The 26,321-nt window shown below is 60.0% G+C and carries 19 protein-coding genes; 1 reads left to right on the top strand and 18 read right to left on the bottom strand.

The genetic code is table 11. The features are described from left to right. Positions 1–34: 34 nt before the first annotated feature. From AAAX59_RS01485 to AAAX59_RS01400, 18 genes are all read right to left on the bottom strand, one after another. Positions 35–940, bottom strand: a complete 906-nt coding sequence (locus AAAX59_RS01485; protein ID WP_349070186.1) for a sugar phosphate isomerase/epimerase family protein — start codon at positions 938–940, stop codon at positions 35–37. A gap of 1 nt (position 941) precedes the next feature. Continuing rightward, positions 942–2,180, bottom strand: a complete 1,239-nt coding sequence (locus AAAX59_RS01480) for a glycoside hydrolase family 88 protein (protein WP_099432661.1) — start codon at positions 2,178–2,180, stop codon at positions 942–944. Positions 2,181–2,287: 107 nt separating this feature from the next. Beyond that, complete coding sequence (locus AAAX59_RS01475) at positions 2,288–2,956, bottom strand: SGNH/GDSL hydrolase family protein (RefSeq protein WP_273375620.1); 669 nt, start codon at positions 2,954–2,956, stop codon at positions 2,288–2,290. 68 nt (positions 2,957–3,024) lie between these two features. Continuing rightward, positions 3,025–5,190: a pectinesterase family protein gene (locus tag AAAX59_RS01470; RefSeq protein WP_349070185.1), complete on the bottom strand. Its 2,166-nt coding sequence runs from the start codon at positions 5,188–5,190 to the stop codon at positions 3,025–3,027. Positions 5,191–5,321: 131 nt separating this feature from the next. Beyond that, a complete protein-coding gene (locus AAAX59_RS01465; RefSeq protein WP_349070183.1) occupies positions 5,322–6,917 on the bottom strand; it encodes a glycoside hydrolase family 28 protein in 1,596 nt (531 codons plus the stop codon). Between the two features lie 114 nt (positions 6,918–7,031). Beyond that, a complete protein-coding gene (locus tag AAAX59_RS01460) occupies positions 7,032–8,591 on the bottom strand; it encodes an MFS transporter (protein WP_157758022.1) in 1,560 nt (519 codons plus the stop codon). 379 nt (positions 8,592–8,970) lie between these two features. Beyond that, positions 8,971–10,455 carry an altronate dehydratase family protein gene (locus tag AAAX59_RS01455; protein ID WP_117817686.1) on the bottom strand — a complete coding sequence of 495 codons (1,485 nt, stop codon included), beginning with the start codon at positions 10,453–10,455 and terminating at the stop codon, positions 8,971–8,973. A 78-nt stretch (positions 10,456–10,533) separates the two neighbouring features. Next, positions 10,534–12,048 (bottom strand): tagaturonate reductase, encoded by a 1,515-nt coding sequence (locus tag AAAX59_RS01450; protein WP_349070182.1) that lies wholly within the window; start codon positions 12,046–12,048, stop codon positions 10,534–10,536. Between the two features lie 96 nt (positions 12,049–12,144). Beyond that, complete coding sequence (uxaC, locus tag AAAX59_RS01445) at positions 12,145–13,572, bottom strand: glucuronate isomerase (protein WP_349070181.1); 1,428 nt, start codon at positions 13,570–13,572, stop codon at positions 12,145–12,147. 459 nt (positions 13,573–14,031) lie between these two features. Further along, positions 14,032–15,111 (bottom strand): substrate-binding domain-containing protein, encoded by a 1,080-nt coding sequence (locus tag AAAX59_RS01440; RefSeq protein WP_055309672.1) that lies wholly within the window; start codon positions 15,109–15,111, stop codon positions 14,032–14,034. 144 nt (positions 15,112–15,255) lie between these two features. Then, a complete protein-coding gene (locus AAAX59_RS01435) occupies positions 15,256–15,456 on the bottom strand; it encodes a hypothetical protein (protein WP_006234772.1) in 201 nt (66 codons plus the stop codon). A gap of 204 nt (positions 15,457–15,660) precedes the next feature. Further along, positions 15,661–17,988, bottom strand: a complete 2,328-nt coding sequence (locus AAAX59_RS01430) for a ferrous iron transporter B (RefSeq protein ID WP_349070179.1) — start codon at positions 17,986–17,988, stop codon at positions 15,661–15,663. A gap of 123 nt (positions 17,989–18,111) precedes the next feature. Beyond that, entirely contained in the window at positions 18,112–18,333 is a 222-nt protein-coding gene (locus tag AAAX59_RS01425) for a FeoA family protein (RefSeq protein ID WP_006234774.1), read from the bottom strand. 39 nt (positions 18,334–18,372) lie between these two features. Continuing rightward, complete coding sequence (locus AAAX59_RS01420; RefSeq protein WP_022094360.1) at positions 18,373–18,615, bottom strand: FeoA family protein; 243 nt, start codon at positions 18,613–18,615, stop codon at positions 18,373–18,375. Positions 18,616–18,803: 188 nt separating this feature from the next. Continuing rightward, complete coding sequence (locus tag AAAX59_RS01415) at positions 18,804–19,052, bottom strand: HPr family phosphocarrier protein (protein ID WP_158558725.1); 249 nt, start codon at positions 19,050–19,052, stop codon at positions 18,804–18,806. A gap of 422 nt (positions 19,053–19,474) precedes the next feature. Continuing rightward, positions 19,475–20,938, bottom strand: coding sequence for an amino acid permease (locus AAAX59_RS01410; protein ID WP_349070177.1), 1,464 nt, complete (start codon positions 20,936–20,938; stop codon positions 19,475–19,477). A 153-nt stretch (positions 20,939–21,091) separates the two neighbouring features. Continuing rightward, positions 21,092–21,547 (bottom strand): hypothetical protein, encoded by a 456-nt coding sequence (locus AAAX59_RS01405; RefSeq protein ID WP_349070175.1) that lies wholly within the window; start codon positions 21,545–21,547, stop codon positions 21,092–21,094. Between the two features lie 3 nt (positions 21,548–21,550). After that, positions 21,551–24,559, bottom strand: coding sequence for a glycoside hydrolase family 2 TIM barrel-domain containing protein (locus tag AAAX59_RS01400; protein ID WP_349070174.1), 3,009 nt, complete (start codon positions 24,557–24,559; stop codon positions 21,551–21,553). 375 nt (positions 24,560–24,934) lie between these two features. On the opposite strand from AAAX59_RS01400, the gene AAAX59_RS01395 reads away from it, so the two are divergent. Then, a complete protein-coding gene (locus AAAX59_RS01395; RefSeq protein ID WP_349070173.1) occupies positions 24,935–25,951 on the top strand; it encodes a LacI family DNA-binding transcriptional regulator in 1,017 nt (338 codons plus the stop codon). The last annotated feature ends 370 nt before the right edge of the window (positions 25,952–26,321 follow it).

The following is a 26,321-nucleotide window of genomic DNA, read 5'->3' as shown; positions in this document are numbered from 1 at the left end:
CTCTACGACAATCTCTTTCGCCCAGCCTGCTTTGTTACAGAATCACGTGCTCGCACATCACGCTGCGCCCCATGCGCAGCAGCTCGTCGCGCGAGCGCTCGACCGTGGACGGCGTGCTGTTCTCGATAACGGTCATAATGCCCGGTCGCGCGGCGGCTGCCCAGGCGGCAATGGCCTCAAAATCAAAGTTTCCGCACGTGCAGGCGCCGTGGCATACCAAACGAGAGCCCGAGCCATCGCACCAACCATCCTGGTCCTCGTTGTCTACGATCTCGTAGTCCTTGGCATGCAGCACGCGAATCTTGCTGCCGCACAAATGCAGCATGCGCGACACCTGCTCGGAAGCCTCACCGACGATCGTGGGATGCAGCAGCGACACCGGGTCGTAGATCACGCCGAGTGCGGTGCTCGAAACGCGCTCCAGAACCTCGCGGCAGCGCTCGGGCGTATTGACGATCTCGTTCCAGCCGGGCTCGACCAGAAGCTCGCCGCCCTCCTTTTCGGCCATCGAGCACACGCGTGCGAGCCCTTTGCAAAACGCATCGAGCGCAGCGGCCGAAAAACGGTCGTCGGCCATCTTGTTCTGCGCGTTGGGGCGCCCCGTCTCGGTCCCCACCGGACAGCCCCCAAGCCAGCGCGCGAACCTCAGGCACGCCTCATACTCGGCATAGGTATCGACCAGCTGATTCTGATCGGGCGTGGCCAGGTTTTTGTAGCAGCCGAGCACCGCCACCTGCACGCCGCTAGCGTCGAGCACCTCGCGCAGATGGTCGGCGAGTTCGCGCGTAAGGCCGGAACGGTTAATGCCAAAGGACTTGTAGAGCACTTTGCTCGGCAGCTGAATGCACGAGAAACCCAGTTTGCCCGCCATGCGAATGCGTTCCTCGACGGTCCCCTGCGGAAGGTCGTGTAAACGCACACCCGGAGTAATGGCCCCCACGCTATTCACGCCCCTTATGAGCATTGATGCCCGGCGTGTAGCCGCCAAACGGGTCGTCGATGGAGCACACGCCCGAAGGGGCGAGCGGATCGCGCTTACCGGCCAACTTGTCATGATGCATGGTCTCGATATAGGCGAGCACCAGCGGCGCCACGCCCTTCGCGTCGTTTTTGACGACGGGCTCGCTCATGTAGTAGCCAAACGTGCCCTCGCGGTGCGCGGTGTTGCCAAGACCCGCCACCAGGCAGATGTTGTCGAGCGCCAGCTGTCCGTCGCGCTCGGACAGGCACGTGTCGCAGATGCCGTCAAACGCACGGCGGCCGTACTGGTAGTAGCGCTCGCCCAGCACGCCCAGGCGCACGCCCTTCATGATGGCGTTGGCAAAGATGGCGCTGCCCGACTCCTCCAGATAGTTGGGGGCGATATTGGGCAGGTTGATGACCTGGTGCCACATGCCGGTCTTCTCGTCCTGATACGGCAGCATGGCATCGATCAGGTCGTGGAACATCTTGCGGATCTCGTCCTTCTCGGCCGACATCGAGGGCGGCATGAGCTCCCAGGTATCGATGAGCGCCATGGCGAACCAGCCCTCGGCGCGCAGCCAGAAGTTGGCCGAAAGGCCGGTGACGGGATCGCACCAGAACTGCTTGCGGCTCGCGTCGTAGGCGTGATAGTACAGGCCGTTGAGGGGGTTGCGCATCAAATCGTGCACCACTTGGAACATATGGAAGCTATCCGAGCAGGCACGGCGGTTGTGGAAGCTCAACTCGTACTGCATGTAGAACGGCTGCGCCATGTACATGCCGTCGAGCCAGATCTGGTTGGGGTAGACGGCCTTGTGCCAAAACACACCCTCTTTGGTACGCGGCTGGGTTTCGAGCTGACGATAGATGGTATCCATGGCGGCACGGTACTTGGGCTTGCCCACCAGGTCATAGAGCTTGTAGAGGGTTTTGCCCGCGTTGACGTTGTCGAGGTTGTACTCCTGGGGATCGTAATGCTTGATGGTGCCGTCATCCTGGACAAAGAAGTCGATATAGTCGTCGGCGAAGGTCAGGTAACGCTGCTCGCCGGTGATCTCGTACAGCTCGATGAGTGCCTTGATCATGCAGCCGTCAATGTAATTCCAGGTGTTCTCCTTGCCGGCGCGAAGCTTTTCGATATTCCAGGCCGGCGCCTGAGGCGTAGAGGTCTCGATCAACTGCTCGATATAACGGTCCAGAATCTGATTGCAACCCATTACTGTCCCCTCTGACGTTATTGATGGGTGAACGTTTCCCCTAGTGTAACGCGAACGGGGATTATAGGGTGAACGTTAACCCTATAATCCCCGTGAACGGCAAACTTTTAACGGCAAACGGCGGTGAGGCCCGCAGCGATGCGATGCGCCAGGCGCTCATAGCCGGCAGGGCTGTAATGCAGACCGTCCGGCATGTAGAGCTCGCGGTGCTCCGGCAAAAACGGGCTGATACCGCTTTGCGCATAGAGGTCGATCACCGGCACCGAGTAGCGGTCGCAAACCTCCAGCATCGCCTGCACATAGGCGTCTTGCGTCAGGCCCAGATGGTTGGCCTCGTTGCTTGCCGGGATATCCTTCTCGTGCTTTCCGCTCGTCTTGCACGGCGTCATAAACACCAGCTTTGCCTGAGGCGAGCGCGCCGTGATGGTGCGGATCAGGTAGTCGAGCGCACCGTAGAACTCGTGCACGTCCGTGCTGCCCAGCTCTCCCAGCGGCACGTTACGGCTAAAGTCGTTAACGCCGCCAAAGACGATGCAGATATCTGCCGTGTGATCGATGCCGTCCAAGCGCTCGACAAATGAATCGCTACGGTCGGCCTTGACGGCAATACGCGAACCCTTAATACCAAAGTTCTCGATCGTAGCGCCGCCCAGCAGCGCACCCAGGTGCGAAGTCCAGGAGATATCGTTGCCTCCCCCGCCGCATCCGTTATCGCCCCAGGTGGTCGAATCGCCAAAGCAGCAGATGGTCGATTCGCTCAAGTTTTTCGTTTCCATATTCTTCTCCTCACCCGCACACCGGCGGTCATACAGGTACATACCGTTCATTCGCAACATCCGAGGGGCTATGCGTGGGCGCATTCCGCAACTTGCGAATCGAGCCATTCGATATCCTCGGCAAGATGCGCCACGCCCAGGTGGTGTCCACCCGGGCAGACCTCGTGCAGAAGGTTTTCGTCCTTGCCCAGCAGCGCGTAGGCGTCGCGAACGATATCGAGCTGCTCGTCTACGTTCGCAAGCCCGCGGGCGCCGTTGAGATGGTCTTTCTCGCAGCTCTGAACCAAGAGCGGCCGTGGCGCGATAAGCGAGGCAATGTCGCCCATGTCGAGCAGACGCCAGAGTCCAGGCGTGTAATTGCAGCTGCAATTGCCGTTGAGGTGCAGTAGCGAATCATCAACGCCGTACAGATAGCCCGAGACAAACGCCTTGCGCACGCGCGGGTCGAGCGCGGACAGGTACAACGTCATGTAACCGCCGCCCGAAAAACCAAAGCAGCCCAGGTCGTCCATGGCAATGTCACCGCGTGTCTCCAAGTAATCAATCAAGCGCATGTTGTCCCAGGCGTTGAGGCCCGCGACCGAAAGACCCAGCGGCTCGGCCATACGTGCTTGATTCAGACACGTACCGCGCAGGTAGCTGTTCTCGTCGTCGCCCTGACCCTTCCAGTCACGACGGTATCCCCAACCACGCGCATCGGGGCAGACGGTCACATAACCCATGCGCGCCAAACGCAGACCGTAGTCGTAATTGAACTTACGCACGGCATCGTCGACCGCCGGCACGCCCGCAACGCCGGCTATGCTTGCAGCACCCGCCCCCTGGTGACCATGCGGGCAGATATAGCAGCGCTTGAGTCCCCGCTCGTCAAGCTTGGGGCGGGACGGCTCCAACAGGTAAAACGGCATCCACACATCGTGCTCAACCTGCAACACCGCATGAGTACGCACGATGCTGCCGGCAACCCGCACGCGATTGAGCTCACGAATCTCAATCGGGGCGCGGTCCATAAGCGAAAGACCCAAAATATCGTACAGACGAGTCCTGGTCGCAGCCTTCCATGCCTCAAAGTCTGTGGGAGTCTTGCCCGTAAATGCGGCCGAGCGCCCCTCGCGCTTCAGTCGGGCGCGCAGCGCAGGTTCGTCCTCGTAGTACGTCTCGATGTGCACGGTGCGGCCATTGGCAGATAGCCCGGCCGTCTCTACCGCATCACCGTCGCCGCCCTCGGGATCCCAACCATCCGTGCCGGCAAGCACTCGGTCACGCGCATAGCGTTCGGAATCCTGACCGGTCAGGCAATGCGCCCACGGCACCCAAGCGGCAGTATCACCCGCCGGGCCAAACAGGGCACCGCCGGCATACAGGGTGCCGTCATGTGCCGCTGGCTTATTCCAATCCCACCAACCCTCGAGTGAAATATGGGGGCCCAGCCAGCATTCGAGCAAAACAGTCTGGGCCCACTCGCGCCATGGACGACCCAGATAGACCGATCCGGGGGCAATGCCCTCATCGGCTGTAAACGAACAGCCATGAAACACAAATCCGTACGGCTCGCCCTGAGGCGTGGAGGCTGCCGTTACATACCCGTTGACATCCATATCGCGGTTGAGCGAGCGAATCTCACACCCCTCAAAGTAGGCACGCGCGCCGCCAAAGATAAAGTCGACATCGCCCTCGATCCGGCAACGTCGAAAATACTGCCGCCCCACGCGGCGCGGGGCGAACTGCTTGGGGCCTATAAAGCCGCCCGGCTTGGCCTCGCGCGGCGGCAGCGGCCCCAAAAAGAGCGTGTCCTGGTGTCCCTTAATGCAGCAGGCATCGACAACCAGGCGGTCACCATCGGCATACAGGGCAATCGCCTGGCCGACCTCGCGCCCATCACCGGCGTTGTTTTCGATTGTTAGACCCGCAAGCGTCACGTCGTCGGCATCGACCAGCACCGTGTACGTACGGAAGGTGCCGAGTCTTCCATCCTGGCCGCTACCATCTTCCGAAGGCATCTTGGCACCCAGGCCTCCCACGATACGCACGCTGTCGGCCGTCTCGCCCTCGAGCGTCACATGCGGACGACGAATTTCGACCCGTTCGCGGTACTCACCCGGCGCCACCAGCACGCGCACCGGCACGGTCGCATCGGGCACACACCGCTCCGCCGCCTCGAGCGCCGCCGAAATGCTGCGATACGCGCCTTCGCGTTCGAGCGATACCTCAAAGAGCTGTTCTTTACCACTCATCTGTCATTACGCTTTCTGTCACAGAACACCCACCATGCAATACCGGCACCTATAGATTGCGTGCGACAGCCGGGCAGACCCGACCGTCGCACGCCTCAACATGCCGTATTCACTTGTGCAGGAGCACTACCCTACGCGCGGATAACCTTGTCGACGTTTTGCAGCTGCAGCTCGTCGCCATCCTGACCCTCGATGCGCACGTTCTGCAGGTCGAGGACTTTCACGTTCTGCGCGATGATGCCCTGGCGCACCATGGGCTCCACGCCGCAGGCCATGGCCGGCACAAAGGGCTCGGCATCGGCGGCAAAGGTCACATGGACATCCTGGAACGTCAGGCGCGTCACCTTGCTCTCGGGAAGGCCCGTGATATAGGCCGCGGCCGCATGGCAGTTGTTGGCCTCGATATCGCAAAACGTCGTGGCGCCAAAGCCGGGCGTACGGTCGTCGACGGGCAGCGCCTCGCGAGACTGCACGTAGTCGGTCTTGCCGTCCCTGTCGCAGAAGTAGAACGAGTTGACCACGAAGGGCGTGAGCACCTTATCCATGCGAATGTGCTCGAAGGTGATGCCCTCGTTGACGGCGTCCTTGCCGCGTCCGCGGCGTGTCTTGACGCGCAGGCCGCGGTCGGTGCGCTCAAAGAGGCACTTGCTCACGGTGAGGTCCTTGATGCCGCCGGCGGCCTCGGATCCCAGCACCACGGCGCCGTGGCCGTCGTGCATGTAGCAGTGCGAGATCAGCACGTCGTGCGTGGCGGGACGAAGCTCGGGCTCGATGCCCAGTTTGCCGCTCTTGATGGCGATGCAGTCGTCGCCCACCGAGAACTGACAGCCAAGGATGCGGACAAAACCGCAGCTCTCGGGATCGAAACCGTCGGTGTTGTGGGAGTTCTTGGGACCCTCGATGGACAGGCACAGGGCATCGACGTGCTCGCACAGAATGGGATGGATATTCCACGCCGGGCTGTTGCGCACGGTAAAGCCGGCAAGGCTCACGTTTTCGCACTCGGACAGGAAAATCATGCGCGGGCGGGCGACCTCGCGGCCCTCCTCGGGACGGAAGATGTTCTTAAAGTCCTTGTTCCACCAGTTGTCCTCGGCAAAATCGGTCTGGCCGTCGATGGCGCCGCGGCCATAGATGCACACGTCGTGCACGCTCAGGCCCGTAAAGGTCGAACAGTAGGTCGAAAAGCTCTCGCCTTCCCAGCGGCCCAGGGGCAGCATGTCGGTGCCAGCATACCCGGCGCCCTCATCGCCCGTGACCGTGCCCGGAATGTAGGCAAGCGCCGCGCGGTCGTGACGGGCCAGCAGCACCGCGCCCTCGGCAAGCTCGATGTTGATATTGCTCTTAAGGAAGAGGGACTTGATGCGGTAGTTGCCGGCGGGGATCAGCACGCGCCCGCCCTTGGGGCAGGCCATGATGGCAGCCTGAATGTTGGTGGTGTCATCGTGCTCGGCATCGCCCTTGGCGCCGCAGTCGCGAACGTTGATGGTAAAGGGCTCCGCCGGCGTGGTGACGCCTACGCTCAACTCGCGCTCGCCGCAGACAAAGCGGATCAGGTTGCGCTTGCCGGGGGTCAGGCCATCGACATAGGTCTCGACCGTATTCGTGGTACCGGCGGGCTCATCGTTGACAAAGATCTCCCACGTATCGGCACAGGTAAAGTAGCCGCCATCGTCGAGCTCGATAACGGCCGCGCGGGCATTGCGCCAGATAACGTTCGTCTCCATGGGTCTCTCCCTCAAATGTAATCAGAAGTTCATACTACTCGTTTTTAAAAAAGGGCCGTACCCGCCGGTGGATCTCCGGTGGCACGGCCCTGTGGTTTGGACGATGCGCCTGCCCTACTCGGCGGGAATTACGCTGCCGTCCTGGAAGCCAACATTGTTGTGTGCAAAGCAGTCCTCGTACTTAAAGCCGGAGAGCTCCTCGCAAAGCGCCTTGACCTCGGGCTTGACGTCGGCCATCTTGCCACCCTCCTTGACACGGTGGATCTCGTCGCAAAGGATGTCGCACTGCTCCTTGTCGATCTTGATGCCGCGGGCAAGGACGGCCGCGAGCAGGAAGAAGCCGGCGCAGCCGATGAGCATGTAGCCGCAGATGTACAGAGGCACGGTGGCGGGCTGGGTCACGGCGTCGCTGTTGCCGGCGGTCTGAATGAAGCCGGAGGCAGCAAGGACGATAGCCCATACGTTGACGGCAACAGCCTGGGCAATCTGCTGGCAGAGCTGCTGAGCGGAGCTGTAGATGCCCTCGCGGCGACGCAGGGTGATGAGCTCATCGACATCGGGGATGTAGTTGAGCAGAACATCGGGCAGATACTGGAAGCCAACGTAGAAGAACTTCCAGATGGCGAAGATGATGGGGTAGGCAATCATGGCGATGGCGACCGTGGAGGTGCCGTTGATCTGACCAAAGGCGAAGTAGTTGTAGGCGATGATGCACGCAGCGCAACCGACGTTGGCCAGGTACCAAGACTTGTGGAAGCCCTTCTTGGCCATGAGGGCGACCCAGATGGCGGTGCAGACGATAGCGACGACCTTGCCGGGCATCTCCATCACGGACTCGTAGGACTTAGGAATCTGCAGACAGTAGACGATGAAGAAGGACAGGCACGCAGACCAGCAGGCAGCGGCGAGCTTCGTGGAGACCTGCGCATACAGGACCTTGCGGAAGGACTTGTTGCGGAAGGTAGAGATAACGTCGATGAAAAACTTCTTGATACCCTCGCCGACGCTCTCAATCTTCTCCTGAGCGACCTCCTCGGGGGTGTGCTCCCACGTGGACAGGTACACGCACAGCAGCGAGATTGCCATGACCGAAGCATTGATCGTAGCGATGATGAAGTAGCTGAACGGGTTGGTCTCGCCGAAGGTGCCAAAGCCAAAGCCGACGAGTGCTGCCATAAGGAAGCCGGCGGCGTTACCAAAGAGGTGCTTGTAGCCGGTGAGGTACGTACGCTCCTTGAAGTCGTCGGTCATCTCGATGGTAAGCGGCGACAGGTTGGCGGTGCAGAACGTGTACGCGACGTTGTAGATCAGGTACAACACAAAGTAGTACGGGAAACCAAACGGCGTAGCCACAAAGATGAGCGGCTCGGCGACCATCATCGGGATAGCCAGCAAGATCCAGAAACGGCGGCGGCCAAAGATGCGGCCAATCTTAGTAGCGTAGAAGTTATCGGCCACAAAGCCCATGAGCGGGCACAGAATGGCGTTGAGATAGATGGCGAACGAGCTGATCAGCGCAGCCTCGCCTGCGGACAGACCGCACTCCGTGGACAGGAACAGCACCATGTAGCTGTGCGTAAAGCTCAGGGCACCGGAGTTGAGCATGCCGCCCATACCAAAGCCCAAGCGCGTCCAGAATGTGATCTTGCGCTTTTTACCGATCTTGTTAGTCATCGAGCTCCCTCTCTTTTCTCGATTGTCTTGTAACAAGACATTGGAGTCCATACCGATGTCTGTCTGCATATCGCCCACTCGTAGGGTGAACGTTTAGCTAGATTATGCGCGATTGCATATGATAGGTGAACGTTCACTTGTATATTATCCTTGAACGGTCGTTTTTTGCCGTTAAACGGACATCTGACTTGAAAAAAATCACGATTACATGGGTATTGAGTGGGTTTAAATTTGAGGTCGATTAGGTGAACGTTTATTGTTTTCGCCGCTCCCGTACCCTCAGGAAGACACGCCCGAACAGACAGAACAAACATGGCCCCGCCGGGAACACTCCCGACGGGGCCATGGTCAATAGCGCCCTATGCGAACCCATTTACCGCTACAGGCAGACGCCATCCTTCCAAATGCTGATCTCGTGGCAGCCGCGACGCTCGGCACTCGTAAGCTTGCCGCTCGCCGTTTCCAGCACCAGCTGGTACAGGTCGTGGGCAGCCTCGTCGAGCGTACGCTCGCCCGTGGCGACCACGCCGGCGTTAAAGTCCATCCAGTTGGCCTTGTGGTCGCACAGACGCTGGTTGGTGAACACCTTGAGGGTAGGCGCCGGTGCGCCAAACGGCGTGCCGCGGCCGGTCGAGAACAGGATTACGTGGCAGCCGGCAGCCGTCAGGGCCGTGGTGGATACCATGTCGTTGCCCGGACCGCACAGCATGTTCAGGCCATGCTTGGTAGCCTGACCGGCATACGGCAGTACGTCGACGATGGGGGCAGATCCGCCCTTTTGCACGCAGCCGCAGCTCTTGTCCTCGAGCGTGGTAATGCCGCCGTCCTTGTTGCCGGGGCTCGGGTTCTCATAGACGACCTCGCCGTGGCTGATAAAGTAGTCCTTAAAGCCGTTGAGCATGTCGGCAGCTGCGTTAAAGACGTCCTGGCTCTCACAGCGATCGAGCAGAATGCTCTCCGCGCCAAACATCTCGGGAACCTCGGTGAGCACCGACGTGCCGCCGCGGGCGACAACCATATCGCTCACGCGACCGATCGTGGGGTTGGCGGTAATGCCCGAAAGACCGTCAGAGCCGCCGCACTTAAGGCCAATGACCAGCTCGGAGGCAGGAATGGGCTCACGCTTGGCCTGCTTGGCCAGGTCGGCAAGCTCGGACAGAATCTTGTGACCCTCGACCTGCTCGTCGGCTACATCCTGGCAGGCGAGGAATCGAACGCGCTCGCGATCGAAGTCACCGAGCTCGTCGAGTACCTGCTGGTGCGTGCAGTTTTCGCAACCGAGGGACAGGAACAGCACACCCGCAGCGTTTGCGTGACGCGAGAGCGCCACCAGCAGACGGCGCGTCTGGGCATGGTCGGCACCGGTCTGCGAGCAGCCAAAGGGATGCGGGAAGTAGTAAACGCCCTCCAGCGAGCCCTCGACCAGATCCTGAGCCTGCTCGCACATGGCACGTGCGACCTCGTTGACGCAGCCGACCGTGGGGATGATCCACAGCTCGTTGCGCGTGGCGGCGCGGCCGTCAGCGCGGCGGAAACCCATAAAGGTCTCGGGCTCAACCGGCTCAACGACCGGATGCGTCGGGTTGTAAGCGTACTCGACCTCGCCCGAAAGGTTGGTCTTGACGTTATGCGTATGAAGCCACTGACCGGGCTGGATGTCGCCCGTCACGTGACCGATAGGAAGACCGTACTTGACGACGTCCTCCCCCGCCGCAATGGCACGCACGGCCATCTTGTGGCCCTGCGGAATATCCTCCGCGGCAACGACCTCGCCCACCCCGGGAACCGCGACGGCGGTGCCCTTGGCAAGCGGCGACAGCGCGACGATCACGTTGTCGGCCGGATTGATCTGGATAGTATTCATTACAAAGAGTCCTAACCCTACAGGTTGAGCAGAAGTCAGCGGACGCCCGCCAGTTGCCCGGCGGGCGCACAGAAGGATTTAGGCCTGGGCGTTGGCGAAGGCCTGCTTGGCGCCCTCGACGCGCACGACGGCAAGCGCGTTGACGACAAACTCCTCAAGGCCGGCAATCTGCGTAAGGTCCTCGCCCCACATCTGCTCGTTGGTGAGCACGTCGTGCACCAGCTGGGCATCGTCGGCGCCGGCATGGGCGGCGTAGAAGTCGAGCACGAAGGCGTCGTCCTGAGCGGTGTACTCGGTGCCGTCGGAGCGACGCAGGTGCAGGCCGTCGCCCTCGCGGGACACGAGCTCCTGCGTGTAGAAGGAGATGAGCGTAGCGAGGCTCGTCGCCAGGCACTTGGGCAGGTTGCCGGTCTCGGCAACGTAGTCCTTGAGCGTGGGCAGGTCACGAGCGCGCCACTTAGCCGTGGAGTTGAGGCAGATGGAGAGCAGCGCATGATCAATAAACGGGTTGTCGAAGCGGTTTTCGACGGCGGCGGCAAAGGCCTTGTAGTCCTCGACATCCAAGTCGGCGGCAAGCGTCGGAATGACCTCGTCGTAGAGCATGGTGTTCATGAAGCCGCGAATGGTCTCGTCATGCATGCAGTCGCGCACGATATCAAAGCCGGCAACCCAGGAACCCGGAACGAAGGCGGTATGGGCACCGTTGAGGATGCGGACCTTGCGCTTTTTGTACGGGGTGACGTCGGGAGTCACAAAGACACCCGGCAGGCCGGCCTTCACGAAGGGCAGACGCTCCTTGAGCGACTCATCGCCCTGGATGCCCCACATCTGGAAGGGCTCGCGCACGGCCAGGAAAGGATCCTCGTAGCCCAGGCGCTCGGCCACGGCAGCGGCCTCCTTGGGGTCGCGGATGCGGCCGGGGACGATAGTGTCGACGAGCGTGGTGCAGACGGTGCAGTCGTTGGCCATCCACTGCGCAAACTCGTCCTCCCAGCCCCAGTCGCTCACGTACTGGTTCATGATGCGCAGCAGCTCCTCGCCGTTGTGATCGATGAGCTCACAGGCGAGCACGATGACGCCCGGCTTGCCGGCGGCCCAGCGGGTGTGGAGCACCTGGGCAAGCTTGGCGGGGAAGCTCGCGGGCGGCATGTCGTCGGCCTTGCAGGACGGATCGTAGGCGATACCGGCCTCGGTGGTGTTGGAGACGATAATCTCCAAATCGTCGGAGACGGCGACCTCCATCATGGCGCGGTAGTCGTCCTCGCGATACGGATTGAGGCAGCGGCTGCAGGCGCTGATCACACGGGACTCGTCGACCGTGTTGCCGCTCTCCTTGCCGCGCACCAGCACGGTGTACAGGTCATCCTGAGCGTTAATGCCGTCGGCAAAGCCAAAGGCACCGCTGATGGGCTGGACCATGACAACCTTGCCGTTCCAGCCGGTTGCCTCGTTGCCCATGTCAAAGAAGCGGTCGACGAAGGCGCGCAGGAAATTGCCCTCGCCAAACTGCAGAACCTTCTCGGGCGCGTCCTTGGGCAGCAGGTAGCCCTTGTAGCCGATCTTCTCGAGCGTCTCGTAGCTGATGTTCTCCATCGATGTCTCTCCTTAGATTGCTGTTAGCGTGCAGGCAAAACGGGGGCGCCGCGTGTGGCAACGGCGCTCCCGAGTTCGGTGTGATTCGATGCGGGTTTAGGCCTCGACGGTATCCAGGTCAAAGCCAAAGTAGCGGACCGCGTTGTTGTAGCTAATGTCGCGCACGATGGCTCCCAGCAGCTCCATGTCGGCCGGATACTTGCCCTGCTCGACCCACTCGCCGATCACGCCGCACAGCACGCGACGGAAGTACTCATGACGCGGGTAGGACAGGAAGGAGCGGGAATCGGTAAGCATGCCCACAAAGTTGCCCAGCACGCCCTCGTTAGCCAGAGCCGTGAGCTGCTCGCGCATACCGATCTCGTTGTCGTTGAACCACCAGGCAGAGCCGTTCTGGATCTTACCGGCGGTCGGAGCCTCCTGGAAGCAGCCCATCACGGTATCGATCATGGTGTTGTCGATGGGGTTCAGGCTGTACAGAATGGTCTTGGGCAGACCCGTGGCCTCCTGGATGGAGTTGAGGAAATCGGCCAGCTGGTCGGACGGCGTGTAGTTGGAAATGCAGTCGTAGCCGGTGTCGGGACCGAGCTTGGCGAACATAGCGCGGTTGTTGTCACGCTTGCAGCCAAAGTGCAGCTGCATGGCCCAGCCAAGGCGGACATACTCGCCGGCGACGAACTGCATAAAGGCCGTCTTGTACTTGAGGACCTCGTCCTCGGCAAGCGGCTCGGCGGCAAGGCCCTTGGCAAAGATAGTCTCGATCTCGTCGGCGGTAGCCGGAACGTACATAACGTAGTCGAGCGCGTGGTCGGAAGCGCGGCAGCCCAGCTCGTGGGCAACGTCGTAGCGCTTGGAGATGGCAGCCTTCATGCCCTCGAAGTCGCTGATCTCAACGCCAGCAACCTCGGAGAGATGCTTGCAGTAGTCGGCGAACTCCTGGCCACGCTCGATGCGCAGGGCGGCATCGGGACGCATGGCGGGAACGACCTGAACGTCAAAGCTATCGTCGGCGGCAATCTTCTTGTGCCACTCAAAGCTGTCGGCGGGGTCATCGGTAGTGCAGATCATGCGGACGTTGGACTGCTTGATCAGGTTGCGGCAGGTAAAGCTGGCCTCAGCGAGCTTGGCGTTGGCAAGGTCCCAGACCTCCTGAGCGGTTTTGCCGTTCAGGACGCCCTCATAGCCAAAGTAACGCTTAAGCTCCAGGTGGCTCCACTCAAAGACGGGGTTGCCCACGCAACGGCCCAGGGTCTCGGCCCACTTCTGGAACTTCTCGCGAGCAGGGGCATCGCCGGTAATGAAGCGCTCGTCGACGCCGTTGGCACGCATCAGGCGCCACTTGTAGTGGTCACCGCCCAGCCAAACCTCGGTGATGTTCTCAAAACGCTTGTCGTCCCAGATCTCCTTGGGAGAAATGTGGCAGTGGTAGTCAACGATGGGCATGCCCTCGGCAAAGTTGTGGAACAGCTCCTCACCGGTTTTGGTGCTCAGCAGGAAATCCTGATCGTCCATGAAGTTTTTCATCAAACAACCCCTTTGTTGGCGGAGCGGGCGCACGATGCGCTCGTTATCCTCTAGGTGAACGTTCACTATACTAATTCATTGCGACTTAAAAGGTGAACGTTCACCTAACCACCATGGGGTGAACGGTCGATTTTGCCCGTTCAACGGTTACTGGAGCCGTGACTTGTATGTATTGCGAATTGGCGGGCGTCCCCGAATACCGAACTTGAGCGCTTTGGCCAGGTGGGTCATGTTCCGCCGTGCATTTTTGGGAGTATTCAGCATCGGAGCGCACCGCGCACCGTCTTCGAAGCCCTATCTGATGCTCATATTGCGCCCAATCGGCATAAAAAGTGCCCCCGATGGCAAATTACGCCATCGGGGGCACTTAAAACAGTCGTTCTGCACCTCATTCAGGGCATGCCAATGCTGAATACTCCCAAAAATGCACGTCGCAAGAGGGGGTACCTGCTCAATCGGCTAAATACCCGCAAGTTCGCAGTAGCGGTCGACATTGCTGGCAAATACCATCTCGACAGCACCCTTCTGGACGGGCACCGTCGGGGTCCTTCCCCACAGCAGATAATCGCCCAGCGTCTTAGCGCCGCGATACGCCAGGCTCGTCGGGTCCTTATAGACAATATTGGTAAAGATACCGCGGCGCAAGGCCAGAGCACTTTCGGGAAACAGGTCGTTGCCGATCACCATGACCTGACCGGCCTTGCCGGTCGAGACGAGCGCGTCGGCAACCACTTCGGAACCAACGGCAAAAACGCTACAGATAAGTTCGGGGGCGTCCGGCGCACTCAAGCGCTTTTCGAGCTCATGCTCGAGTTGTTTGACTTGCGCATGGGCACCTGCAAGATCCTCAACCTGCCATGGAATATCACGTTCGCGCAGGTAATTGTGGAAGGCGCGGGCGGTTAGATAGTGCGAATCGGTATATGGGTCGCCTGTCAAAAGGAGCACGCGGGCGTCGGCCCCAGAAGCATGGACCAGGTTTGCCGCCTGCTCGGCCATAAGGCTGCCTGCCGTCGAATAATCGGCCAAGCTCGCACCCAAACGATTCAAATGCGGACGGTCGCCGTCGACAAGCTCAATCGTCACACCCGCCTCGGCGATCTGCCCCAAAAGCTCAGTCGCACGATCGTCGCCCGGCGCATAGGCGAGCAAGCCATCAATCTTCTCGCCCACCTGCAGACGCTCGTCGATTTGCTCGAGTGCATCAGCGTAGCCGCCCACGCCAAATTCAACGCGCTCAACCGTAATGCCCCGGTCGATGACCTCCTGTTCAAAGCGATTGCAGCCTTCCCACAGGTAACGGAAAAAGTACGCTCCCTCGCGCGATGCGCGGGGCAGGCAAAACACCAGATTGATATCCTTGCGGCGCAGGCTTGAGGCACTTGTGTTGCGGTGATAGCCCATGGCCTCGGCCTTAGCGTTCACCTTGGCGCGCACGGATTCGCTCACGCCGGCCTTTCCCGTCAGAGCCTTGTGCACGGTATTGATGGAAACGCCAAGCTCGGCGGCTATGTCCTTCATGGTTACGCGAGCGCTCATGCGGTTACTCCGTTATAGATAAGTTGCCAATTAATAGTCCAGTTAACGATACCCCAAAAATACTCTTCGACTCGCCGTACTCTCCCTCAAATGCACAAAGCGCCCCGCGAACGGATGCCCGCGGAGCGCTTGGATGTCCGGACCTTATTTGATACCGCGACCCAAGTCTTCGGCGATTTTGTCTACGCCCTTAAGTGCAGCGCACGTCTTTTTGTTGGAGCAATGCCCCGTGCAAACGCCACCCTGAGCGCAGTCGGCGCAGGTGCCCTTGCGGTAGATGCGCACGCACACGGCGACAAACGCAACGCCGATAACAGCCAGTACAACAATATCGATAGGTGCCATAGCAAGCCTCCTCTAGTTAACCAGCACTTACTTTACCCCATTCTCCACCTACCAAATAGGGACAGGTTTATTTTGGTCGGTTTTATCTGCGGAAACGCCACATCTTACTTCTGGAGCAAAGCAATCTGTCCCCCATTGCGTCAAAAAGCCCGAGTGTCGCTGGGACACCCGGGCTCGTGGAAAGGGGCTGATCCTTATTCGGACTTAAGCGGAAACTGCGGCGGAAGCGGTGTTGGTCTCGTCCTCGTCGGTCCAAGCGTGCTTGGGCATGGGGCGGAAGATCTGGAAGAGCATCGCAACCAGCAGAACGATGGCTACAACCGTCCAGATACCAAACTGGCCAAGGACAAGCAGGTTGTAGAACTGGTTGATGAACAGGCCGATGACCCAAGCGAAGGCGCACTCGTAGCCGATGGCAATCGCGGTCCACTTGCCGGAGTCCATCTGGTTGCGGATAGTGCCCATGGCGGCAAAGCACGGAGCGCACAGCAGGTTGAAGGCGCCGAAGGCAACGCAAGCGCCCATGGTGGGGAACATGCCGGCAAACGCAGTCCACAGGCTCGGGTCGGTCTCGCCCGCGTCGGCGACGGACAGCAGCGAGCCGGCGGTGGCGACGACGTTCTCCTTGGCGACGAGGCCAGAGACAGTCAGCGCGGTGGCCTGCCAGGTGCTAAAGCCGAGCGGGGCGAAGATCCAAGCGACCAGGTTGCCCAGCATGGCAAGCACGGAGTAGTCCATAAACTCCTCGGGGATGCCGTCCATCGCAGGCAGGAAGCCAAAGGAACCGTTATAGCTACCAAAGTTGGAGAGGAACCAAACGACGACGGTGGACGCAAAGATGACCGTGCCGGCCTTCTTGATAAAGGCCCAGCAGCGCTCCCACACGTGCAGCGCCCAGGAACGGATCGCCGGGAAGTGGTAGGCAGGAAGCTCCATGACAAACGGGGTCGGACGGCCGGCGAAGAGCTTGGTCTTCTTGAGCATGAGGCCCGAGGCGATGACGGCAAAGACGCCCAGGAAGTAGAAGAGCGGGCTGATCCATGCGGCCGTGGTGGAAGAATCGCCAATGATGGAGCCCATGAGCAGGGCGATGATCGGCAGCTTGGCGCCGCAGGGGATGAACGTGGTGGTCATGACCGTCATGCGGCGGTCCTTCTCGTTCTCGATGGTCTTGGTGGCCATGACGCCGGGGACGCCGCAGCCCGAGGACACGAGCATGGGGATGAACGACTTACCGGACAGGCCAAAGCGGCGGAACACGCGGTCCATGATGAAGGCGACGCGGGCCATGTAGCCGCAGTCCTCCAGGAAGGACAGCATCACGAACAGCAGGAACATCTGCGGCACAAAGCCGAAGATGGCGCCCAGGCCGCCAACGATACCGTCGCAGACCAGCGAATCGACCAGGCCACCGTCCTCGGTGCCACCCGCCACGAGGGCATCGTGCACCATGGTGGTGATACCCGGGACATAGGGGCCGTACTGTGCCGGGTCGACCGAGTCGGCGTCGTCACCCGCGGCCTCGACAGCCGCGTCGTAAGCGTCGCGGCCCTGACCGAGCACGTACCAGCCGTCGGTGCCGAAGAGCTGGTCGTTGGTGAAGTCCGTCACCGTGCCACCCAAGGTGGAAACGGCGATGTAGTACACGCAGAACATGATGACGACAAAAATCGGCAGGCCCAGGATACGGTTGGTAACCACGCGGTCGATCTTCTCGGAGGTGCTCATCTTGGCCGGGGCTTTGGTGAGGCACTCGTCGATGATGTGAGCGATCACGCCGTAGCGCTCACCGGTGATGATGGACTCGGCATCGTCGTCGCAGTCCTGCTCGCACTGGGCGACCAGCTCCTCCACGCGAGCGGCCTTCTCCTTGGTGAGGTTGATGAGTTTGCAGGCGTCTGCATCACGCTCGAACAGCTTGACGGCGTAATAGCGGCGCTTGTTGGCGGGAACGCTCGCCGGAAGGTTGTTCTCGATATGCGTCAGAACGTCCTCGATGGAGGAATCGAACTTGTGCTCCGGCACCTGGCCCTTGGAAGCTGCGGACTTCTTGACCTGCTCGAAGAGCTCCTTGATGCCCTTGTTCTTAAGAGCCGAGATCATCATGACCGGGCAGCCGAGCTTCTTGGAGAGCTTGTCCGTGTCGATCTTGTCGCCGTTCTTCTCGACCAAGTCGGCCATGTTGAGGGCAACAACCACGGGCAGGCCGGTCTCGATAACCTGAAGCGCCAGGTACAGGTTACGCTCGAGGTTGGTGGCATCGACCACCTGGACGACGACATCGGGCTCGCCGCTCATGAGGTAATCGCGCGAGCATTGCTCCTCGGGGCTGTAGGGGGAAAGCGAGTAGATGCCAGGGAGGTCCGTGATGGTAACGTTCTTGTCGCTTAGGAGCTTGGCTTCCTTTTTCTCAACCGTGACGCCGGGCCAGTTGCCAACGTAGCCGTTGGCGCCGGTGATCAGGTTGAAAAGCGTGGTCTTGCCGCAGTTGGGGTTACCCGCCAGCGCGACATGGATCTGAGAATCCGCCATTCAATCCTTCTTCCTTGTGTGCCTGCGCTGCTTTCTCCGCGCAGGCTGGATAATGTGCTTCAAAGATGCTGCATTAAGTTAGAAAAACCTAACTTTATCTGCAGAAATATACGTCGCAAGCCCTTACTGGACCTCGACGACGGCTGCCTCCTCCTTGCGGATGGAAAGCTCGTAGCCGCGCACGTTGATCTCGACCGGATCACCGAGCGGCGCAACCTTCACGACCTTGAACGAAGTGCCCTTGATGAGCCCCAGGTCCATAAGGTGGCGGCGAAGCGCACCCTCACCGTGAAGCTTGACGATGGTGGAGCTCTCGCCCACCTTAACGTCACCCAACGTCTTCATCCTCTTGTCCCCCTTTCGGTTTTTATGAAATGCTGCAGACTAACCGACGGTCATGATGTGCATGGCAACCTTGGAATCGATGCCAAAGCGTGCGCCCAGCACCGTGACGATGATATTGGCGCCACTCGAGCTCACCACGTGGATTTCGTTGCCCTCGACAAAGCCGAGGTCCTTGAGGTGGTGCTTCATGTCCTCATTGCCCTTTACACGAGACACGCGCACGGTTTCGCCCGCTTTTACCATCGAAAGCGGCATGGCCGGCATCTGCGGTCCGCAAGACATGAGTTGCTCCTAACGTCAGTTCGTCCTCAACATCGACGCGTAAAAAGTTAACCACGTCTATGTTCGCTATAGTAAACTAGCACGTGGTTAACTTTTTGGAAAGGGTCCCCATTCAGATTTCGAAAAAGTTTCCTATACGAAACAAAAAGGCGCGGCAAAGGACCATCCTTTACCGCGCCCTATCATGCTTAGAGCGAGAGATTTCTGATCGATGTGACACAGGAGGCCTCATCCACGCCCGAAACGCGGAACACGATGTCCTCGCCACATTCGCCACAGAGTGCCATGAGCCCTATAACGTCGCGGCCATCGACATGACGATTGCCAATCGAAACCGACACGTCACTACGATGCTTGGCGATAATGTCATAAAGCAGCGCAACCGGGCGGGCATGCAATCCCAACGGATCTTTAATCGTCTTCGTAAATTCGACCATGTCCCCTCCCACGACATCGCACATTCGGCCGGCAACCCCAGCCACGTGGTAGCTATTGTAGCGTTAGATGCTTGTCGAGAGCTCCTCTGAGCACCTCGTGGGCAAAAAGTGGCAAATATGAGTACTGCCACCAATTTAGTAGCAGCAAAATCGAGAGCAAATTGCTTACTTTAAGCGATTCGAAGAGGTTGAAAGCCGTCAAACGCCCTTTAAAGGGGGTTAGATAAATTGATTTTGAGCCCATTTTCGCTCAGAGCAGGCCGAAAAATATGACACCTCTTTTGCAACAGTACTCATATTTGGCATTTTTTGCCCACAGAGTCCAAAATCCATGCCCCAAAACACAAAAGGAGGGGCCTCGTAAGGCCCCTCCCTAGGAAAGGGAATCGATTTATTCCACAGCCGTAGATTAATCCTAGCCGCTACTCCATCATATCGAGGACGGAAGGGCGAAACTCGTTCTCGGCGGCCTCGGGATCGGTCTCGCGCAGGCGGTTGATGTAGCGGTTGTACCACATCACGGCAAGGCCCAGGAAGACAACCACGCCGCCAACGTTGTAGACCAGCGTCAGCCACAGCGGCTGATCGAGCGGAATGGTGCCGCAGATAAGCACGAAGCAGAAGACCACAAGCAGGAATGCGGCAACGACCAGGCCAAAGCTGCGCGAGCCCATGCGGAAGCCACGGGGAGCAGCATCGAAGTTCTTGCGCAGCATAAAGTAGGCAAGCAGAATCAGCAGCGGCGGGAGCAGAGCGGTGGCAGCCGTCATGTTGGTGACAATCATGAGCAGGTCGTCGAGGTTACCGGAGCCCAGGGCCGGGATGATCAGGATGGGGACGACGATGGCGAACTGCAGCCAAGCGGCGCGGGCAGGAATGCCATGCTCGTTGAGCTCGACGATCTTGCTACCAAAGACGCCCTTGGGGATCTCGGTGAAGAAGACCTTGATGGGAGCGGAGGTCCACATCATGAGGGAACCCAGCGTAGCGGCGAGAAGGATCAAGCCGATGACGCGCGTGGACACTTCCATAGGAATGCCAAAGTGGGCAAAGACAGCGCCGAACACGTCGAAGATGCCGGTGGAGATGGCAACGCTGCCCTCGGGGATGAACAGGTTAACCAGCAGCGAAGCGCCTGCATACAGAAGGCCGATGGTCAGGCCGGCGATAACGACGGTGCGCACGAAGGCCTTGACGCCACCCTTAAGGTCGTTAAGGAACACGCCGACAGACTCAGCGGCGCCAACGCCCTGGATGATCCAGGCAAGCGTACCGAAGAAGCCCCACGCAGTTGCGAAGTTGCTCATGTCGGGAGCCATGTTAGCGGGAGTAGGAGCCGTAGCGAACTCAACGCCGCCAAGGGCAGCAGCCAGGGACAGCAGGATGAACACGGCGGTCAGGCCGAGAGCCGCGGTCGAACCGAAGGAGGAAATGGAGCCGATCCACTTAGCGCCCTTGGTCGAAACCCACGTGGCGATAGCAAAGACGACGATCTCGATAATGGTGATCCACAGCTGCGAAAGCTCGGCGTTGGCACCAAAGAACACGTAGCTCGCGTAGATGATGACGTTGGGCAGGACGGACGCAAAGAAGAACAGGTTAACGAACCAGTAGCTAAATGCCGTCAGGAACGCCCAGCGACCACCCATCGAGGTCTTAACCCATGCGTACACGCCCGACTCGGAGTCCTTGTTGAGGCCGACGAACTCGGCGGTAACCAGGGTATAGGGGACAAAGTACAAAAGCGTGGCGAAGAAGAACGACGGCGCAGCTGCCAAGCCGATGGCCGCGTTGTTGTTGATGATGTTCTTGATACCGAACACGGCGGCGACCGTCATGCCCAGCAGAGCGAACGAACCAATCGTTCCTCGTTTTTCAGAGCTCATAAGCCCTCCCAATCATCTATTAAATGTCATCCAAAACCGTCCGAGCTGCAAGTGCAATCGCGGACGGCGCACCTGCTAAGGGGAATGGGGAAAAGGGAGTCAACAAAGCCATCCCCCTTAACGGCGCGAAGCAAACGTCCAAACGGACGAATACTACTTGTTGGGGAAGGAATAACCTTCGACCGTCACGTGCAGTACCACGACGCGGGGATCCGAAGCCTCGGCGATAACACGGTAAGCCTCGTCGATCTCGACGACGGCAACGCCGCCGGCGGGAATCGTCACGGTCTCCCCCGCCCCCTCAAAGCGCTCGCGATCATCGATATCGCTGTAAGCGCGGGTGCAGGTGAGGCCTGCCTTGGGGGCAACCTCGACGGTCAGGTCGCCGTCGAGCGAAGCGAGCACGGCATGGTAGCGACGGTGACCGACCAGATCGGCGGTTGCGGCCTCGCGGGCATAGACCCACCAGTACACCAACGAGTCGCCGATGGAGTAAGCCACGTCGTGCTGTAGGTCGGCAACGCCATCGAGCGCCTGGCCGGTGCGCATCCACTTCTTGACGGACTTCATCTGAGCGTCGAAATCGGCGCGCGAGTTAAAGACATGCATGGCTTATGCCTCCTTAATGGGTGCCAGCGCCTGAGCCAGATCGGCAGACGTCAGCGGTCGCAGGGACACCTCAAAGCTGAAGCTCTCAAAACGGGTGCGATAGGAATCGAGCACCTCGGAACCCCAAGAGTTCGAGCCAAGGCCGAGCAACTGGTCGTTGATGTTGACCGTGACCGTATCGCCCTTGACAAGGTCGTAGACGTGCTTGGCGTTATCGATGGCCTCGCAGCTATAGGGCCATGCCGAGAACGAGAACGGGTTGGAAGCGGCGTCGCTCGGACGCGTCACGACCAGACCGTCACCGTGGCTAGAGCGCAGGGCAGCCCAGCGGGTACCTTCGCGGTTGGCGCAGTCCTGAGGCATAACGTAGGGCGTGAACATATCGTCGACCGTGGTGCGGTAATGACCGACCGGGTTGGCGCGCAGCGAGTCCGGATAGTTCTCGCCCGGGCCGTGGCCATACCACTCGACGGCGCGATCGCAACCGGGGACCTCGAAGGAGATGCCGATGCGCGGGATGATGTCCGAATAGTCACCGTAGGGCTCGCCGGAAACCTTGAGGTCAACGCGACCGCTCGGAAGCACGGTGTAGACAAGCTCGACGCGCATGCCGAACGCGCGGACGGGAGGAGCGATACGCTGGCTCACGGTAACGACGACCGCATTGCCGTCCTGCTTCCAAGAAACCTTGCGGGTAGACGTCTGCATCACATCGATGAAGTTGTCCTTCCACAGCGAGTCATACTCCTGGGCGTGGTTATCGACGAGCGGATGCCAAAAACCAACCTGGGGACCGGAGGCCATGACGTCGCGGCCGGATGCCTTCCACTCGCTCACGGTACCGTTTACCTTGCTGAAGGTCAGCTCGCCGTTGAGGGAGCGAATACGGATTTCCTGCTCGGTCTCCTCGACCGTAAGCTCAGGACGAACGGGGGCGGCGATGGCCGGCGCTGGATGGTTTGCGATGGCAAACTGGCTTGCGCCCAGCTGGAACATCGGCTCGCACCAGACGTGAGCGGCCATGGTGTAGGCGCGCACGGTCAGTAGGGTCTCGCCTACCGCGGCCTCATGAATCACCAGTGGCAGCTGGACGGACTCGCCGGGGGCAACCGCACCGGGCATGAGCGTCTTGCGGCTGACCACGTCGCCGTCCACCAGGGTCTCGGCCGACAGGCAGACATCCTCGAGAGTGGTGAACCAACGCTTGTTGGTGACGGTCAGCTCGCCCGCCTCGGTGTCATAAGCCATGCGAACCGGGCAGATGACCTGGCCATACTCAGTGAGGCCCGGGCTCGGCTGCTGCCAAGGGAACACCATGCCATCGATGCAGAAGTTGCTGTTGTTGGGGTAGTCGCCGTTGTCGCCGCCGTACATGTCGTAGGCAACGCCGTCCTCGGTCACAGCAGCCAAACCGTGGTCGCACCATTCCCAGATAAACTGGCCTTGGATGCAATCCCAGCGATCGAAGACCTCCTGATACTCGGACAGGCCTCCGGGGCCGTTGCCCATGGAGTGACCGTACTCGCAGTTGATGCGCGGCTTGGGGAATGGATGCTCACCAAAGTCGTTCATCTGCGACACGCGGGAGTACATGGTGGAGATAACGTCGACGGTATCGGCGTTGCGATCCTCCTCGTAGTGGACCGGACGACCGTCGAGCTCGTGAGCCTTGGCGTACATCGCGCGGATGTTGCAGCCATAGCCGCTCTCGTTGCCCGTCGACCACATAATGATGCAGGCGTGGTTGCGCTCCTGCATCACCAGGCGCTCAATGCGGTCGACGTAGGCCGGCTCCCATGCCGGGTCGTCGGTCACCAGGGCGATATTGCCGATATTCTCGAAGCCGTGGCTCTCCATATCGGTCTCGGCGACCAGCATGATGCCATACTCATCACACAGCTCGTAAAAGCGCGGGTCGTTGGCGTAATGGGACGTGCGCACCGCGTTGATGTTGTGTTGCTTCATGAGCTCCAGGTCGCGGCGCATGCGATCGAGGCCCACGGCGCGGCCCTTGTGATCGTCGTGATCGTGGCGGTTGACGCCATGCATCTTAAAGTAAGTGCCGTTGAGGTAGATATGATTGCCCTCGACCGTCACCTCGGCAAGACCCTGGCGATGCGGGACGTACTCGCTGACCTGATCACCGTCGTAGACCTCAAACGTAAGGTCATAGAGGAAGGGGTCCTCGGGATTCCAGAAGTGGGCATCGGTCACGCTGCACTCGGCATGGCCGTCGACGCACTCGCCCGTAGCCACCACGTTCTCGCCATCGCTGAGCGTAAACACGACGCGGGAAGCGCCCTCGGCCACCGTATCGAGCGTAATCAGAGCGGCATCGCCCTCGCGGTGCGTGCGGAACCTAAAGTCGACCAGGTGTGCGGCGGGACGCTGCATAAGGTACACATCGCGGAAGATGCCCGATGCCCACCACATGTCTTGGTCCTCGATATAGCTACCATCGCTGTACTGCAGAACCTTGACCGCAAACAGGTTGTCGCCCTCGACGAGCGCGTCGGTCACGTCGAACTCGGCAGACAGGCGCGAACCCTTGGTCATGCCGATAAACTGACCGTTGACGTACAGCTCGCCATAGCTCTCGATGCCGTCAAAGCGAATGATCTCGCGAGCGCCGGCAGGAACGGCGGGAAGGTTGACGATGCGCTGGTACACGCCCGTGGGATCGTCAGAGGGAACGAACGGCTGATCCACCGGGAACGGAAAACCCTCGTCGGTGTAGGCAAGGTTGCCATAGCCGTCCACCTGCCACAGGTGCGGAACCTCCACGTGATCCCACTCGGGCTTGTACGTGGAAAGCTCCTCATTAGAGACGGCAGCGGGGCCCTCAAAGAGGCGGAACTGCCACGAGCCGGACAGCTGGACAAACCCGCGCGACAGCTCGCGGCTGTACGTTGCAGCGAGGTCGGCGGTCTCGTAACCCATAAAGTACGCATGGGGTGCCAGGCGGTTCCTGTGGGTGAGCGCTTGGTTTTCCCAATCGTTAATGGCGTCCATGGTGATGCTCCTTCGTCATCGTAGTGATTCTTGTGCAACCGGTTGTCCATATCTTACGGGCGATGCAAAAAACTGTGCAACCGGTTGTCCGCTGAACGGTCGATTTGGTCGGGTTAACGGTGCAACCGGTTGTACAACCGCGACACTTATGTCACCCTGAGTATCGAAACTCAGCGCAAGACATCGTTCTCAAGCTCGTAGGCAACCGCCACGCCCGCTGATATCTCACCCATACGAGACGTATTCGATTGCGGCTTGGTTGCAAAACGACACCGGTCACCGGATATCATGAACGCTGTTCAGGCGCACTATAGTAAGCTGATCCGCACCAGCCCGTATCAGCGACAACATCGACCGCATTTTCCAGGAGACGCCATGACCCAACCAGTTCGCACCGCACCTACGCTTGCCGAGGTTGCCGCAGCTGCCGGCGTGTCGCGCTCCACGGCATCGCGCGCTCTCAACGATTCGCCCCGCATTAGCGAGGAAACCAAAAAGCGCGTCCGCGCGGCGGCCAAGGAAGTCAATTTTGTCCCCAACGCTCGTGGCCGAGCGCTCGCTGTCGGGCGCACGGAAATCATCGCCGTGCTCGTGACCGAGCCCCTGAGTGAACTCTTCAGCGACCCCACCTATAGCGAGTTTTTGAGCGGCATTACCGAGGAACTGTCGGAGTCGTCCTATCTGCCCGTTATCTTGCAGGCGTCTTCTACGCATGAGCGCAACCGCGCACGCGAGCACTTTGAGCGCCGCTCGTTCGACGCCGTGATCGACGTCTCCCCCTACAAGGGCAGCGAGCTGCTCGAGGTGCTGCGCGAGCTGGGCGTACCCACCGTGTTGTGCGGCCAGCTCGAGGGCCACCCCTATCGCGATGTGTTCTCGACAGTCTACTCTGACGACGAAGAGGGCGGACACTTTGCGGCACTCGCCATGAAGGAACGCGGGCGCAAAGATATCGTCGCCGTGTTGGGACCGCAAGACAACCCCGCCGTTGTCGACCGCCTGCGCGGCTACCGCGCCGTCTTGGGCGAAGACCTCCCAGACGCAAACGTTATCTATACCGGCTGGAACAACGGAGACGGCTATCAGGCCATGCACCAGATCCTCGCGCGCGAGATTGCTTTCGATGGCGTGCTCTGCGGATCGGACCATATCGCGGCTGGCGTCATCACCGCACTCAACGAGGCAGGCCTATCCGTTCCGGCGGATATTTCCGTCGTCGGCTTCGACGATCACGAGATTGCGACGCGCTGCGTCCCCGCGCTCACGACCGTCCGCCAGCCCCTGCGCGAAGAAGGCCACATGGCCGCCAACATTGCGCTCGACATGATCAAGGGTGCCGAGCCCACCACCTCCGTGATGCACATGCAGCTGATCCAGAGAGACTCGCTATAAGAAATTGGGGCAGGCTTTCCGCCAGACAGTTGTTACGGAAAGCCTGCCCCGTTTTGAGTGCTCATTCTGGGGCACAGTTTCCGTTAGACAGCTCAACCGGAAACTGTGCCCCATTATTTTGCCGAATTCTGGGTCGCGCTTTCCCAGAGGACCCCCTTTGGGAAAGCGCGACCCGTTCTGGACCCAGATTCCGGGACGCACTTTCCGCGACGCCCGGTCACCCCATGTCCTCACAATCTCGGCGCATCAAAACCACCCCTAAAAGGGGTGGTTTGCTCTTAGGGTATAACCCTTGGATTTCCGGCACGCGTCTAAAGGCGCCGGCCCTCACGGGGTTCGGGCCGCACTGCAGGTTGACCCGTGACGGGCC

Origin of the sequence: Collinsella sp. CLA-ER-H2 (genome assembly GCF_040092405.1) — a bacterium.
Taxonomy (GTDB): Bacteria; Actinomycetota; Coriobacteriia; order Coriobacteriales; family Coriobacteriaceae; genus Collinsella.
Note: the sequence above shows the minus strand (reverse complement) of the source record. Positions and strands in the feature narration are given on the sequence as shown.